17 protein-coding genes are annotated in these 14,581 nt (G+C 38.7%); all 17 read left to right on the top strand.

What is annotated here, in order from left to right:
* Positions 1 to 83 precede the first annotated feature (83 nt).
* The 17 genes from LMOATCC19117_RS12995 (at position 84) to murA (ending at position 14,496) form a co-directional block, all read left to right on the top strand.
* Complete coding sequence (locus LMOATCC19117_RS12995) at positions 84 to 1,121, top strand: L-threonylcarbamoyladenylate synthase (RefSeq protein ID WP_003726684.1); 1,038 nt, start codon at positions 84 to 86, stop codon at positions 1,119 to 1,121.
* Positions 1,118 to 1,525, top strand: coding sequence for a low molecular weight protein arginine phosphatase (locus LMOATCC19117_RS12990; RefSeq protein ID WP_003734486.1), 408 nt, complete (start codon positions 1,118 to 1,120; stop codon positions 1,523 to 1,525). The genes LMOATCC19117_RS12995 and LMOATCC19117_RS12990 overlap by 4 nt, the downstream gene beginning before the upstream one ends.
* Positions 1,526 to 1,660: 135 nt before the next feature.
* Entirely contained in the window at positions 1,661 to 2,902 is a 1,242-nt protein-coding gene (glyA, locus tag LMOATCC19117_RS12985) for a serine hydroxymethyltransferase (protein WP_003726682.1), read from the top strand.
* A gap of 137 nt (positions 2,903 to 3,039) precedes the next feature.
* Positions 3,040 to 3,669 carry a uracil phosphoribosyltransferase gene (gene upp / locus LMOATCC19117_RS12980; protein WP_003723470.1) on the top strand — a complete coding sequence of 210 codons (630 nt, stop codon included), beginning with the start codon at positions 3,040 to 3,042 and terminating at the stop codon, positions 3,667 to 3,669.
* 118 nt (positions 3,670 to 3,787) lie between these two features.
* A complete protein-coding gene (wecB, locus tag LMOATCC19117_RS12975) occupies positions 3,788 to 4,927 on the top strand; it encodes a non-hydrolyzing UDP-N-acetylglucosamine 2-epimerase (protein WP_003734487.1) in 1,140 nt (379 codons plus the stop codon).
* 469 nt (positions 4,928 to 5,396) lie between these two features.
* Positions 5,397 to 5,564, top strand: coding sequence for a hypothetical protein (locus tag LMOATCC19117_RS14885; RefSeq protein ID WP_072217651.1), 168 nt, complete (start codon positions 5,397 to 5,399; stop codon positions 5,562 to 5,564).
* 193 nt (positions 5,565 to 5,757) lie between these two features.
* A complete protein-coding gene (locus LMOATCC19117_RS12970; RefSeq protein ID WP_003727889.1) occupies positions 5,758 to 6,156 on the top strand; it encodes an ATP synthase subunit I in 399 nt (132 codons plus the stop codon).
* A gap of 6 nt (positions 6,157 to 6,162) precedes the next feature.
* On the top strand, positions 6,163 to 6,879 hold the full coding sequence (gene atpB, locus LMOATCC19117_RS12965; protein ID WP_003723468.1) for a F0F1 ATP synthase subunit A: 717 nt from the start codon (positions 6,163 to 6,165) through the stop codon (positions 6,877 to 6,879).
* Between the two features lie 71 nt (positions 6,880 to 6,950).
* On the top strand, positions 6,951 to 7,169 hold the full coding sequence (gene atpE, locus LMOATCC19117_RS12960) for a F0F1 ATP synthase subunit C (protein WP_003723467.1): 219 nt from the start codon (positions 6,951 to 6,953) through the stop codon (positions 7,167 to 7,169).
* Positions 7,170 to 7,256: 87 nt separating this feature from the next.
* Positions 7,257 to 7,769 carry a F0F1 ATP synthase subunit B gene (atpF, locus tag LMOATCC19117_RS12955; RefSeq protein WP_003727890.1) on the top strand — a complete coding sequence of 171 codons (513 nt, stop codon included), beginning with the start codon at positions 7,257 to 7,259 and terminating at the stop codon, positions 7,767 to 7,769.
* Positions 7,766 to 8,305 (top strand): F0F1 ATP synthase subunit delta, encoded by a 540-nt coding sequence (locus LMOATCC19117_RS12950; protein ID WP_003734489.1) that lies wholly within the window; start codon positions 7,766 to 7,768, stop codon positions 8,303 to 8,305. Before atpF ends, LMOATCC19117_RS12950 begins: the two co-directional genes overlap by 4 nt.
* A gap of 26 nt (positions 8,306 to 8,331) precedes the next feature.
* The gene (gene atpA, locus LMOATCC19117_RS12945) at positions 8,332 to 9,846 is read left to right on the top strand and encodes a F0F1 ATP synthase subunit alpha (protein ID WP_003727892.1); all 1,515 of its coding nucleotides are present in this window, start codon (positions 8,332 to 8,334) and stop codon (positions 9,844 to 9,846) included.
* 37 nt (positions 9,847 to 9,883) lie between these two features.
* Positions 9,884 to 10,756, top strand: coding sequence for a F0F1 ATP synthase subunit gamma (locus LMOATCC19117_RS12940; protein ID WP_003723463.1), 873 nt, complete (start codon positions 9,884 to 9,886; stop codon positions 10,754 to 10,756).
* A gap of 60 nt (positions 10,757 to 10,816) precedes the next feature.
* Positions 10,817 to 12,238 carry a F0F1 ATP synthase subunit beta gene (gene atpD, locus LMOATCC19117_RS12935; protein WP_003723462.1) on the top strand — a complete coding sequence of 474 codons (1,422 nt, stop codon included), beginning with the start codon at positions 10,817 to 10,819 and terminating at the stop codon, positions 12,236 to 12,238.
* 21 nt (positions 12,239 to 12,259) lie between these two features.
* Entirely contained in the window at positions 12,260 to 12,664 is a 405-nt protein-coding gene (locus LMOATCC19117_RS12930; protein ID WP_003723461.1) for a F0F1 ATP synthase subunit epsilon, read from the top strand.
* 121 nt (positions 12,665 to 12,785) lie between these two features.
* Positions 12,786 to 13,022, top strand: a complete 237-nt coding sequence (locus tag LMOATCC19117_RS12925) for a DUF1146 family protein (RefSeq protein WP_003727893.1) — start codon at positions 12,786 to 12,788, stop codon at positions 13,020 to 13,022.
* Between the two features lie 181 nt (positions 13,023 to 13,203).
* Positions 13,204 to 14,496, top strand: a complete 1,293-nt coding sequence (murA, locus tag LMOATCC19117_RS12920) for a UDP-N-acetylglucosamine 1-carboxyvinyltransferase (RefSeq protein ID WP_003727894.1) — start codon at positions 13,204 to 13,206, stop codon at positions 14,494 to 14,496.
* Positions 14,497 to 14,581: the final 85 nt, after the last annotated feature.

Here is a 14,581-nt window from a genome sequence, read left to right as displayed (position 1 = left end):
ACAGGTTTTAAAAAACAATACTGTAAAAATAAGGCGGAAAACGTTAAAATATAATAGAAGTTATGTAAAGGGGACCGGAATTCATGCAAACCATTCATTGGAACATAAATAACCAACAATCAAACCAAGTAATCTTTCAGGAAGCAGCCAAATTACTCCGAAGCGGTGAATGCGTGGCTTTTCCAACTGAAACAGTGTACGGTCTTGGTGCAGACGCAACTAACCAAGCTGCTGTTCAAAAAATATATGAAGCGAAAGGCCGTCCGTCAGATAACCCATTAATTGTCCACATCGCCCGTCGTGAACAAATGGATCCATTTGTTGCAAGTTATCCAGTAAAAGCCATCCAGCTCATGGAAAAATTTTGGCCGGGTCCGCTAACGGTTATTCTTCCATTGAAAAAAGATAGTTTGGCAACTAATGTTTCTGCGGGTTTATCCACAGTAGGCGTCCGTATGCCGGAACACCCTGTTAGTCTAGCATTGATAGATGCAGCGAATATTCCTGTTGCGGCTCCAAGCGCGAATCGTTCAGGAAAACCAAGTCCGACGACGGCGAGTCATGTAATAGAAGATTTAGATGGAAAAATAGCCGGAATTATCGATGGCGGCGCAACTGGTGTAGGTTTAGAATCCACCGTTATTGATTGTTCTTTAGATATCCCAGTTATTCTGCGCCCAGGCGGTGTTACAAAAGAACAGATTGAACAAATAATTGGCCCTGTTGATATAGCGACAAACAACACGAAAGAAACGGAAAAACCAAAAGCACCTGGCATGAAATACACGCACTATGCCCCGAAAGCGCCAGTTTATCTAATAGAAGGATCTATCCAATTTTGGCAAAGTGAAATAAATAAAGCGGAAGCTGCGAATAAAAAACTCGGTATTTTGGCGACAAAAGAACTGATAAATCAACTAAACACGAGCGGTACCATCGAAATAACTGGCAGTATAAATGCATTGGACGAAATTGCTACAAGTCTTTACAAAGGTTTACGGGCTTTCGACCATGCTGATGTAGATGTGATTTTTGCGGAAGTGTATCCAGAAACGGAACTTGGAGCAGCGATTATGAACCGATTAGAAAAAGCTGCTGGCAACAGGAGGATTCGCGAATGAAGGTATTATTTGTTTGTACAGGAAATACGTGCCGAAGCCCTTTAGCTGAAAAACTCTTGCAGAACTTGCGTCCGGATTTAGATGTTCGTTCGGCTGGGACACGTGCTCTGGACGGGGATGCCATCTCTGAAAACTCACGTCAAATTCTCGCGCAGATGAATTTGCCAACAACGCACCAAGCTAAAAAAGTTAAAAAAGCAGATATAGATTGGGCAGACCAAATCTACGTAATGACTCAAAATCATCAAGCGGAACTAAAAAGCCTTTTTCCAAAAGCGAGCGATAAAATTCAACTAATTTCCGAAGATAAAACAGATATTCCAGATCCTTACGGTGGATCAATCGAGCAATACGAAATCACCTATTACGAACTAAAAAGTGCAATTTCCGAACGTTTTTTATAAGTGAAGCGCTTCACTATCGGAAATTGCGTTTTTTTATTCCAAAATGCTTGCTTTTCTATCCGATTTAAGTAATTATTAAAGATAATACATAACAGTTCACTTGAAAAATTTATCAGAAAAGGATGGGGTCCACAGATGGTCTATTTACAAAAGCAAGATAAGGAAGTTTTTGATGCAATTAAGTTAGAGCTTGGTAGACAACGCGCGAATATCGAATTAATCGCATCTGAGAATTTTGTTAGTGAGCAAGTAATGGAAGCTATGGGATCTGTATTAACGAATAAATATGCAGAAGGTTACCCAGGGAAACGCTATTACGGCGGATGTGAATTCGTGGATATTGTGGAAGATTTAGCACGCGACCGCGCGAAAAAATTATTTGGCGCTGAATATGCGAATGTCCAACCACACTCAGGTGCTCAAGCGAATATGGCAGTTTATCATACAGTGCTTGAACCAGGCGATACTGTTCTTGGTATGAACCTTTCACATGGTGGGCATTTAACACATGGTAGCCCAGTAAATTTCAGCGGTGTTTTATACAATTTTGTTGAATACGGCGTTCGTGAAGATACGAAAGAAATTGATTACGATATTGTTCGTGAAGCAGCTTTAAAACATAAACCAAAAATGATTGTAGCTGGCGCAAGTGCTTATCCACGTAAAATTGATTTTGCTAAATTCCGCGAAATTGCTGATGAAGTTGGCGCATACTTAATGGTAGATATGGCGCATATTGCTGGTCTTGTTGCTGCTGGCTTGCATCAAAATCCAGTTCCTTATGCTGATTTTACAACGACAACTACCCATAAAACGCTTCGTGGACCTCGCGGCGGAATGATTTTAGCCAAAGCAGAATGGGAACAAAAATTAAATAAATCGATTTTCCCAGGAATCCAAGGTGGACCGTTAATGCACGTAATCGCAGCGAAAGCAGTGGCGTTTGGTGAAGCGTTACAACCTGAATTCACGGCGTACTGTGAACAAATTATTCGTAACTCTAAAAAATTAGCAGAAACACTTCAAGCGAATGATGTTGCTGTTTTAACAGGTGGTTCGGATAATCATTTATTATTAATTGATTTAAAACCACTTGGCTTAACAGGAAAAGCAGCGGAGAAAGTATTAGATGAAGTTGGTATTACCGTGAATAAAAATACCATTCCATTCGAAACGGAAAGCCCATTTGTCACAAGTGGTATCCGTGTAGGTGTTGCTGCAGTGACCACTCGTGGATTTGATGAAGTTGCGATTGAAAAAGTTGGTGTACTTATTTCAGAAGTACTGCATAATTTAGAAAATGAAGAAGTTCTCGCAGATGTAAAAGCACGCGTGGCTACTTTAACAAATGAATATCCGCTTTATCCAAGTTTATAAAATAAGTGATCCGGTTTTTTCTATAAAATAGAGAAAACCGGTTTTTTTCATGTATAGCAAATTAATCCTTGCACTTGTGTCTTGTTCTGATACAATAAGAGAAGGAAATTTTCAATATCAAAGGAGCGAACTAATCGATGGCAAATGTACACGTAATTAATCACCCACTAGTCCAACACAAATTAACAATCATTCGAGACAAAAATACGGGAACAAAAGCATTCCGCGAACTTGTAGATGAAGTCGCTACATTAATGGCGTACGAAATTACACGTGATATGGAACTCGAAGACATCCAAGTAGAAACACCACTACAAACAACAACTGCGAAAACACTTACTGGTAAAAAATTAGGGATTGTTCCTATTTTAAGAGCTGGTCTTGGTATGCAAGATGGTATTTTAAAACTTATTCCTGCAGCAAAAGTAGGGCATGTAGGTCTTTATCGTGACCATGATACACTAGAACCAGTCGAATATTTTGTAAAACTACCTTCTGACGTAGAAGAACGTCTTTTCATCGTTGTAGATCCAATGCTTGCAACTGGCGGATCCGCAATTATGGCTATCGATTGCTTGAAAAAACGCGGCGCTCGCAACATGAAATTCATGTGTCTAGTAGCAGCTCCTGAAGGCGTTAAAGCCCTTCAAGACGCACATCCAGACGTAGAAATCTACGTAGCTGGTTTAGACGAGAAGTTAGACGAAAATGGTTATATCCGTCCAGGCTTAGGAGATGCTGGCGATAGATTATTCGGAACTAAATAAATAACAATCTCCTCGGTAATAGTGAGATAAGGAATTATAAACAGTACTGCTTTTTAACAGGCTGGGAAATTTTTTGTCGAGCTATTTCTGAGGAGTTTTTTTATAAGGAGGCCCGAAATTGGCTAAAATCAAAGTAATGAGTATCTTTGGGACAAGACCAGAAGCAATAAAAATGGCACCACTCGTTTTGGCACTAGAAAAAGAACCAGAAACATTTGAGTCAACGGTAGTGATTACAGCTCAACACCGTGAAATGCTAGATCAAGTCTTAGAGATTTTTGATATTAAACCAGATATTGACTTAGATATTATGAAAAAAGGCCAAACTTTAGCTGAAATAACTTCGCGTGTAATGAATGGAATTAATGAAGTTATTGCAGCCGAAAATCCGGATATCGTTCTAGTTCACGGCGATACAACAACAAGTTTTGCAGCAGGACTAGCTACCTTTTATCAACAAAAAATGCTCGGACATGTCGAAGCTGGACTTAGAACATGGAATAAATATTCGCCGTTTCCAGAAGAGATGAATCGCCAGTTAACTGGTGTAATGGCGGATATGCACTTTTCTCCAACTAAACAAGCGAAAGAAAATCTGCTTGCGGAAGGAAAAGATCCGGGTACTATTTTTGTGACTGGAAATACGGCGATTGATGCCCTTAGAACAACTGTGCAAAAAGATTACCACCATCCAATCTTGGGAAATCTTGGCGACAATCGTTTAATACTTATGACGGCTCACCGCAGGGAAAATTTAGGCGAACCGATGCAAGGGATGTTTGAGGCGGTTCGAGAAATCGTGGAAAGTCGTGAGGATGTTGAACTCGTTTATCCGATGCATTTGAATCCAGCCGTTAGAGAAAAAGCGACGAAAATCTTAGGTGGACATGAACGCATTCATTTAATCGAGCCACTCGACGCAATTGATTTTCATAATTTCTTGCGCAAGTCTTATCTTGTTTTTACCGATTCAGGCGGTGTACAAGAAGAAGCTCCAGGCATGGGCGTGCCAGTTTTAGTTTTACGTGATACGACGGAGCGTCCAGAAGGAATCGAAGCCGGGACGTTGAAACTAATTGGAACAAATAAAGAGAATCTAATTAAAGAAGCACTGAATTTGCTGGATAATAAAGAAAATCATGATAAAATGGCACACGCGGTAAATCCATATGGCGACGGATTCGCAGCTAATCGAATTTTAGCAGCAATCAAGAGTCACTTTGAAGAAACTGGTCGACCAGAAGATTTTATCGTGTAAAACACAGTGGAAAACTAGGCGTTGAAGTCTAGTTTTCCTCTTTTTTCAGAATGAAAGCGCCTTATTGTTACAGATATGTTACACGCTCGATTTTCACTAGTTCTTTTATGTTACATGTGATAAGATGGTCAATGTTATTAATATAAGAGCCCAAAAAATAGCTTGTTTTTAGCATAGGGATAGAAGACTGCGCTCAGTATTCACTACAATCCCGCCGACGCTAGGTTTGCGTTGACTGAATTGGAATTTATACGGGCACTCTATATCAAAATGCAACTCATGATAAATGAGTCCGGCTGTTTTTTCCGTTCTTTTTCTTGGGAAAAGAACTTTCGGTCGCGAAATTTGCGAATAATCGTATCGAATTCTTTTACCAATAGTGGTAGAAGTTTTTTTATTTGTGCGAAAGAGAGTTTTTATCGCCTTTTTTGTGAAACATCACACGAACAGGAGATAGGTTTTCTCAACGATTACGGAGGTGTTGGTTGCTGTTAAATGGACAAAAATAATTCTGGCGTGGCAATCTAAGAAACAGATAGATTTTGAAATCAAAAAAATCTCAAAAATAATAGGCTATTCTTTTATGGATGGGTCCGATTGTGGTACTATTAGTAATAGATGTACGCACAATTTGTGAAAGTGTATTGACTTTTCTCTTTTGGCTGTTGTATGCTAAGAACTGACACGCTGATAAGGCTTTCATGTGTGTTTGGGATTGGGATGAATTGGGGAAAATGTGCTTGTTTTCACAAACCAAACTTACTCCCTGAGATTTCAAAATGGTCATCTGGAAAGAAAAATCTTTTGAAAAAGAAAGGATTGCGCCCCGAATGTTAGAATCGCTAATTGGCATGTATCATCGTCATCAAAAGTATATGGTTCTTTTTATTGCTGTTTGTCTTTGTGGATGGTTTTTAACCCCATATATACATATTTTCTTGGGACTTAAGTTGGGTTTAATCGTCGGCTGGTTTAACTACTGGCTATTAATGAGGCGTACACAATCAATGACTAGAGCTTTGGCTGAAAATCGTTCTTTTTATGGTATGGGAATGCCATTTAGAATGGGGAGCGTGTTATTTGCTACTATTATAGCGACGCAACTGCCGGAATTTTTTCATGTTTATAGCATGGTAATCGGACTTGGGCTTGCATATGCAATTATTTTTCTAGATTTTTTTGTGTATTCCATGTACCGCAGAAAAAAGTTTTTAAAAAGAGAGGGGTGAACCTAATTGGAAGAGGAATTTCCAACGATAAGCCTATTAGGGATCGACTTTAATCTATCTAATATTTTGATGATTACTGTGACTTGTGTCATCGTTCTTCTAATAGCCATTATCTGTACCAGAAATCTGCAACGCCGACCTACCGGAAAGCAGAACTTCATTGAATGGGTTATGGATTTTGTCAGAGGTATTATTAATAGTAATATGGATTGGAAAACCGGTGGGAGATTCCATGTACTTGGTATTACGCTACTAATGTTTATTTTCGTAGCTAATATGCTAGGACTGCCATTTCAAATCGCGATTAACGATGAAGTATGGTGGCGTTCACCTACAGCGGATCCAATTGTCACATTAACACTTGCGATAATGGTTCTTGGCTTAACGCATTACTATGGTATTAAAATGCGTGGTTTCAAGCACTATTTTGTTGGTACTTACTTTAGTCCAATGAAATTTTTATTCCCACTTAAATTAGTAGAAGAATTTGCTAATACTTTAACGCTTGGTTTACGTCTTTACGGTAATATTTTCGCCGGCGAAGTTTTGTTAACCATCATTGCAACACAACTTGCTCATATGAACATATTTGTAGGTGTGCTAGCAATAATTCCTGCGTTACTATGGCAAGGATTCTCAATTTTCATTGGGGCAATTCAAGCGTACATTTTCACTATGCTGACCATGGTTTATATGTCGCATAAGGTAAGTGACGAACATTAAACTAACTTTCAAATAAGTCATTTATAAAAGTAATAAAAAATAATATTTAGAAAAATTAGGAGGATAATTATATGTCTTTAGGTGTTATTGCAGCTGCTATCGCTGTTGGATTAGGTGCATTAGGTGCGGGTATTGGTAACGGTCTTATCGTATCAAAAACTGTCGAGGGTGTTGCGCGTCAACCAGAAGCGCGTTCTATGCTACAAACAATCATGTTCATTGGTATCGGTCTTGTTGAGGCCCTTCCTATCATCGCTGTAGTTATTGCGTTCATGGTTCTTAATAAATAATTTGAAGGAAGTTGAGGAAATAAAACCTCATCTCTTTCGTTTTGAACGAATAATTCAAGCGAATGTATAGAAAGGAGTGAAACTGGCGTGTTACAACCACATTTAGTAATTGGTTCCGCATTTACGTTTGGTGATGCATTCTTCACACTTTTTGCTTTCGCGATTTTGCTAGTTTTAATCCGAATTTATGCTTGGAAACCTCTTATGGGAGTTATGAAAGAGCGTGAAGAGCATATTGGTTCTGAAATTGATGCGGCGGAAGAGAGCCGTGCTCAAGCAGAACAATTACTTGCTGAACAAAAAAGTGTTTTACAACAAGCTCGTGTGGAATCTCAAACAATGATTGAGAATGCAAAACAGCTTGGTGAAAAAGAACGCGAAGAAATTGTCAAAACTGCTAGACGTGAATCAGAACGTATAAAAGAAGAAGCAAAATCCGATATTGCACGTGAAAAAGAAGATGCTATTTCTGCTCTTCGCGAACAAGTCGGTTCCTTATCTGTTCTTATTGCATCGAAAGTCATCGAAAAAAATCTGGATGAAAAAGAACAATCTAACCTTATCCAAGATTATATCGAAAGGCTAGGGGATGACAAATGAGTAAAGATTTGGAAGTTGCAGGTCGCTATGCCAATGCGCTTTTTCAAGTAGCCCAAGATAAAGATTTAGTCGACGTTTTTTCAGAAGAACTAACTGAATTAAAAGCGGCCTTAAAAGCTAATGAAGATTTTGTAAAACTACTTGAAAATCCTACTTTCACGACCGAGCAAAAGAAAAATCTTGCCAGCGCTGTTTTTGAAAAAATCAATCCGACATTAAGAGATTTTATTTATCTTTTAATTGACCGTAGCAGAGAAGATTATCTTTCTGTTATTGCGGACGTTTACCAAAAACGCGTAAACGACTTGAATGGAGTTGCGGATGCAGATGTTTATTCTGTTGTTCCACTTTCCGAACAAGAACTTACGGCGCTCTCGAGAGTATTTGCTACGAAAATGAACAAAACAAAGTTAAACATTCAAAATCACATTGATAAATCCCTTCTTGGTGGAGTCAAAGTGGTTATTGGAACCCGTATATATGATGACAGTCTAAAAACGAAATTAAAGGACATGGAACGGCAAATTAAAGCCTAGTTTCCGTTTAACGAGGGGTGAAATCAATGAGCATTAAGGCTGAAGAGATCAGCTCAATCATAAAACAGCAGATTGAAAATTATCAATCTGAACTAAAAGTGAGTGATGTTGGTACGGTTACCTACATTGGTGACGGTATTGCGCGTGCTCATGGACTCGATAATGCAATGGCTGGTGAATTGTTAGAGTTCTCAAATGGTGTAATGGGTATGGCCCAAAACTTAGAAACAAATGATGTTGGTATCATTATTCTAGGTCCTTACACTGAAATCCGTGAAGGCGATGAAGTTCGTCGTACCGGTAAAATCATGGAAGTTCCTGTTGGCGAAGCGCTTATTGGGCGTGTAGTTAACTCATTAGGTCAACCAGTTGATGGTTTAGGACCTATTGAAACAACTGGAACTCGTCCGATTGAAGCAGTAGCACCTGGTGTTATGCAACGTCAATCAGTAAATGAACCATTACAAACAGGTATTAAAGCGATTGATGCACTTGTTCCAATTGGTCGTGGTCAACGTGAGTTAATCATCGGTGATCGCCAAACTGGTAAAACATCTGTAGCAATTGATACTATTCTAAACCAAGCTGACCAAGACATGATTTGTATTTATGTTGCTATCGGTCAAAAAGAATCTACTGTACGTAATGCCGTAGAAACATTACGTCATCACGGCGCATTAGATTACACAATCGTCGTAACTGCAGCAGCATCTCAACCAGCGCCACTTCTATACTTGGCTCCTTATGCTGGTGTTGCAATGGCAGAAGAATTCATGTACAATGGCAAACACGTTTTAGTCGTATATGATGATTTATCCAAACAAGCAGCCGCTTATCGTGAGCTGTCTCTATTACTTCGTCGTCCTCCAGGTCGTGAAGCATATCCAGGGGATGTTTTCTACTTGCACTCCCGTTTACTTGAACGTGCTGCAAAATTAAATGATAGCTTAGGTGGCGGATCCATTACGGCTCTTCCATTCGTAGAAACACAAGCCGGAGATATCTCTGCTTATATTCCTACAAACGTTATCTCGATTACAGACGGACAAATCTTCTTGCAATCTGATTTATTCTTCTCCGGAGTACGTCCAGCGATCAATGCCGGTCTTTCTGTATCTCGTGTAGGTGGATCAGCGCAAATTAAAGCAATGAAAACTGTTGCCGGAACACTTCGTCTAGACCTTGCCGCTTACCGTGAGCTAGAATCCTTCTCACAATTCGGCTCTGACCTAGATGCAGCTACTCGTGCGAAACTAGAACGTGGTAAACGTACAGTAGAAGTTCTAAAACAAGATTTGCACAAACCTTTGAAAGTTGAAAAACAAGTATTGATTCTTTATGCACTTGTTCATAAATATCTGGATGATGTACCAGTTCATGATGTACTGCGTTTTGAGTCCGAAATGAATACATGGTTTGATCATAATCACCCAGAGCTTTTGGAAGAAATTCGTACAACGAAAAAACTTCCTGACGAAGCGAAACTTGAAGCAGCATTGAAAGAATTTAAAAATACATTTGTTCCTTCTGAAGAAAAATAATTTAGACTCGGAATAAATTCAAAGGTGGTGAAAATCTTTGGCATCTTTAATCGATATTAAACAACGAATAACTTCTACACGTAAAACAAGTCAAATTACAAAAGCAATGCAAATGGTTTCAGCAGCAAAACTAGGTCGTGCAGAATCAAACGCTCGTTCATATGAGCCTTACGTTTCTAAAATTAAAGACGTAGTAACACATGTTGCTAGCACTGGTAACAGTAGTGATCATCCAATGCTTGTATCTAGACCTGTTCACCGTACTGGTTATATCGTACTTACTTCTGATACTGGACTTGCAGGTTCTTACAATAGTTCTGTAATCAAAGAAGTATTTCAAGAAATTAATAAAAAGCATACGTCAAGTGATGAATATGCAATAATCACTGTAGGTAGATCTGCTCGAGACTTCTTCAAAGCGCGCCAAATGAACGTGGTTTTAGAAGTACAAGGCATTACAGATCACCCGATATTTGCGGAAATTAAAGATATTGCTAGTAACACAGTTCAAATGTTTGAAGATGGTGTTTATGACGAGGTTTTCATTTATTATAATCACCATATTAATTCTATTTCTAGCGAACTGAGAAAAGAGCAACTACTACCACTGACAGAATTTCACGAAAAAGGTAAGGAAACAGATGTAGATTTAACTACATACGAATTCGAGCCTTCCGAACAAGAAATTCTGGAAGTATTATTGCCGCAATATGTGGAAAGCCTAATTTTCGGAGCACTTCTGGATGCCAAAGCCGCTGAACATGCTGCTCGTATGACTGCCATGAGAAGCGCGACAGACAATGCATCCGATTTAATCAGTGACTTATCACTACAATATAACCGTGCTCGCCAAGCTGCGATCACGCAAGAAATTACCGAAATCGTCGGAGGAGCAGCCGCACTAGAATAGAAGTCGGCGTTTCTTGTAACGTCCCAATAAATGGGAAGGTAAGTGAGGAGGAATAATTGCATGTCTAAAGGACAAGTAATCCAAGTTATGGGTCCAGTTGTAGACGTTAAATTTGAAGGTGGAAACTTACCTGAAATCTACAATGCCCTAGTTATTGAATATAAATCTGATGCAGAAGAAGCACCAACTAGCCAACTTACTTTAGAAGTAGCCATCCAATTAGGTGATGACGTTGTTCGTACAATCGCAATGGCATCAACAGATGGTGTTCAAAGAGGTATGGAAGTTATTGATACTGGGAGCCCAATTACAGTTCCTGTAGGTACAGTAACTCTTGGTCGTGTATTTAATGTATTAGGAAACACCATCGATTTGGACGAACCACTTCCAAGCGATATTAAACGTAACAAAATTCACCGCGAAGCTCCAACTTTCGATCAATTAGCAACAACAACAGAAATTCTTGAAACAGGAATTAAAGTAGTTGACTTGTTAGCGCCATACCTAAAAGGTGGTAAAATCGGACTGTTCGGTGGTGCGGGTGTAGGTAAAACCGTTCTAATTCAAGAGCTTATCCATAATATCGCACAAGAACACGGTGGTATTTCAGTGTTCGCGGGCGTTGGAGAACGTACTCGTGAAGGGAACGACCTTTACTTTGAAATGAAAGATTCTGGTGTTATTGAAAAAACAGCGATGGTATTCGGTCAAATGAACGAGCCACCAGGTGCGCGTATGCGTGTTGCCTTAACTGGTTTAACAATTGCTGAATATTTCCGTGATGAAGAACATCAAGATGTACTTTTATTCATTGATAATATTTTCCGTTTCACACAAGCTGGTTCAGAGGTTTCGGCTTTACTAGGTCGTATGCCATCTGCGGTAGGTTACCAACCAACCCTAGCTACTGAAATGGGTCAATTACAAGAACGTATTACATCTACTAACGTTGGATCCGTTACTTCTATCCAAGCGATTTATGTACCAGCCGATGACTATACTGACCCGGCTCCGGCTACAACTTTCGCCCATTTAGATGCAACAACTAACTTGGAACGTAAATTAACGGAACAAGGTATTTATCCAGCGGTAGATCCACTTGCTTCTACATCTCGTGCGCTTTCTCCTGATATCGTTGGAGAAGAACACTATGCAGTAGCAACGGAAGTACAGCGTTTATTACAAAGATATAAAGAATTACAAGATATCATCGCAATCTTAGGTATGGATGAGTTATCTGACGAAGATAAACAATCCGTTTCCCGTGCGCGTCGTGTACAATTCTTCTTATCACAAAATTTCCACGTTGCAGAACAATTTACAGGTCAAAAAGGTTCTTATGTTCCTGTTAAAGAAACAGTTAAAGGATTCAAAGACCTATTAGCCGGAAAATACGACCATATTCCTGAAGATGCATTCCGTTCAGTTGGACGCATTGAGGATGTTCTTGAAAAAGCAAAAGACATGGGCGTTGAAGTCTGATAAAAACAGGAGGAAATACGTATGGGTTCATTAAATGTTAGTATTGTTACTCCAGACGGCCCTGTTTATGAAGGCGTTGCTCAAATGGTTATTGCTAGAACAAAAGCAGGTGAACTCGGTATTTTACCTGGCCATGTTCCACTAGTTGCTCCACTTAAAATCGACATCGTTCGTTTAAAAGTTGAGTCTGGTGAGGAATGGGTCGCTGTCAATGGTGGCTTTATGGAAGTAAACGGTGAAGAAGTTAATATTCTCGCGGATACTGCTGAACGTGAACAAGATATTGATATTGATCGCGCTGAAAAAGCAAAACAACGTGCAGAAGAAGAACTTAGCCGAGCAAAAGAACAAAAAGTGGACGAAGTAATGGCTCAGCTGGCACTACAAAGAGCCATCAACAGAATTCATGCAAAAGAACACAATTAATAATCATATTACTTCCTGGCCACAGTGCCGGGAAGTTTTTTTATATGCATAAGTGTATTAACTGTTTTTTTCTAGAGGTATTTGTTAAAATGAGTAGTAGCGAAATATGAGGAGAGAACGCATGTATAATATTATTATGGAATCACCATATGTCATCATCATTTCACATTTACTATTTATTGTAATTACTTTTTGGGCACTCCAAGCTATTAATTATGAAAAATTCATCAAGAAGAATCATGTAACACAAGCTAGATTATTATTTGTGATTATTTCGATTGTATTAGGTTATACATTAAGCAATTTTTTCTTGGATTATTTGGCAGCTTCCAAACAGTTAATTAACTTTTTTAGTTAGAAAAAGGTACTATAGTAGTCAAAAATTAATAGAAGCTTATAACAACTTTAATATTACGTTAAAATCAGTTGATATTTTAGGGTGATAAGTGGTAGAATTACTTAGATATGTTTTAAATTCAAATTTTGATTAATAAAATTCGATAAATGATTTAGTTATTAGTAACGCGGAGGGGTTCTTTTTGGAAAAAATTATTGTACGCGGTGGAAAACAGTTAAATGGTTCTGTGAAAATGGAAGGTGCCAAGAATGCTGTATTACCGGTAATAGCTGCTACATTACTTGCGAGTAAAGGTACTAGCGTATTAAAAAATGTCCCAAACTTGTCTGATGTATTCACAATCAATGAGGTTCTTAAATATCTAAATGCAGATGTTTCTTTTGTAAATGATGAAGTAACAGTCAATGCAACAGGAGAAATCACTTCTGATGCACCTTTTGAGTACGTTCGTAAAATGCGTGCTTCCATTGTTGTAATGGGACCACTTTTGGCACGTACTGGTTCAGCACGTGTAGCTTTACCTGGTGGATGTGCAATTGGCTCAAGACCAGTTGACTTACATTTAAAAGGTTTTGAAGCAATGGGCGCAATCGTGAAAATTGAAAATGGCTATATTGAAGCAACTGCTGAAAAATTAGTGGGTGCTAAAGTATACTTAGATTTCCCAAGTGTTGGAGCGACACAAAATATTATGATGGCTGCTACTCTAGCAGAAGGTACTACAGTAATAGAAAACGTGGCTCGTGAACCTGAAATTGTCGACTTAGCAAACTTCCTTAACCAAATGGGTGCTAGAGTTATCGGTGCAGGAACAGAAGTAATTAGAATTGAAGGAGTTAAAGAATTAACTGCAACTGAACATTCTATTATTCCAGACCGTATTGAAGCAGGAACATTTATGATTGCTGCTGCGATTACTGGTGGAAATGTTTTAATTGAAGATGCAGTTCCCGAGCATATTAGTTCGTTAATTGCTAAACTTGAAGAAATGGGCGTTCAAATCATTGAAGAAGAGAATGGGATTCGTGTAATTGGTCCTGATAAATTAAAAGCTGTGGATGTTAAAACGATGCCACACCCAGGTTTTCCAACAGATATGCAATCGCAAATGATGGTTATTCAAATGCTGAGTGAAGGAACAAGCATCATGACTGAAACTGTTTTTGAGAATCGTTTTATGCATGTAGAAGAAATGCGTAGAATGAACGCTGATATGAAAATTGAAGGACATTCTGTTATTATTTCTGGCCCAGCTAAATTACAAGGAGCAGAAGTTGCTGCGACAGATTTACGTGCAGCAGCAGCGCTTATTCTTGCTGGTTTAGTTGCGGATGGCTATACACAAGTAACTGAGTTAAAATACCTTGATCGTGGCTATAATAATTTCCACGGCAAACTACAAGCGCTTGGTGCTGATGTGGAACGTGTAGATGATTCCAAAATCGATGTAACAAACTTAGCGTCTTTATTCTAAATTTAAATGTTAAAAACCGTATCTTCTTGATGCGGTTTTTTTATTTGTCATGAAAAATTCCGCATTGCTATAAAATATACATTTC

Origin of the sequence: Listeria monocytogenes ATCC 19117, assembly GCF_000307025.1 — a bacterium.
GTDB classification, from domain to species: Bacteria; Bacillota; Bacilli; order Lactobacillales; family Listeriaceae; genus Listeria; species Listeria monocytogenes_B.
The sequence above is the reverse complement of the archived record's forward strand: the minus strand, read 5'-3'. Positions and strand labels throughout refer to the sequence as shown.

Bases quoted from the DNA above. Each gene is read 5' to 3' on its own strand.
- LMOATCC19117_RS12995 (WP_003726684.1), top strand. From the start codon at position 84: ATGCAAACCATTCATTGGAACATAAATAACCAACAATCAAACCAAGTA.
- LMOATCC19117_RS12990 (WP_003734486.1), top strand. From the start codon at position 1,118: ATGAAGGTATTATTTGTTTGTACAGGAAATACGTGCCGAAGCCCTTTA.
- glyA (WP_003726682.1), top strand. From the start codon at position 1,661: ATGGTCTATTTACAAAAGCAAGATAAGGAAGTTTTTGATGCAATTAAG.
- upp (WP_003723470.1), top strand. From the start codon at position 3,040: ATGGCAAATGTACACGTAATTAATCACCCACTAGTCCAACACAAATTA.
- LMOATCC19117_RS12970 (WP_003727889.1), top strand. From the start codon at position 5,758: ATGTTAGAATCGCTAATTGGCATGTATCATCGTCATCAAAAGTATATG.
- atpE (WP_003723467.1), top strand. From the start codon at position 6,951: ATGTCTTTAGGTGTTATTGCAGCTGCTATCGCTGTTGGATTAGGTGCA.
- LMOATCC19117_RS12950 (WP_003734489.1), top strand. From the start codon at position 7,766: ATGAGTAAAGATTTGGAAGTTGCAGGTCGCTATGCCAATGCGCTTTTT.
- atpA (WP_003727892.1), top strand. From the start codon at position 8,332: ATGAGCATTAAGGCTGAAGAGATCAGCTCAATCATAAAACAGCAGATT.
- atpD (WP_003723462.1), top strand. From the start codon at position 10,817: ATGTCTAAAGGACAAGTAATCCAAGTTATGGGTCCAGTTGTAGACGTT.
- LMOATCC19117_RS12930 (WP_003723461.1), top strand. From the start codon at position 12,260: ATGGGTTCATTAAATGTTAGTATTGTTACTCCAGACGGCCCTGTTTAT.
- LMOATCC19117_RS12925 (WP_003727893.1), top strand. From the start codon at position 12,786: ATGTATAATATTATTATGGAATCACCATATGTCATCATCATTTCACAT.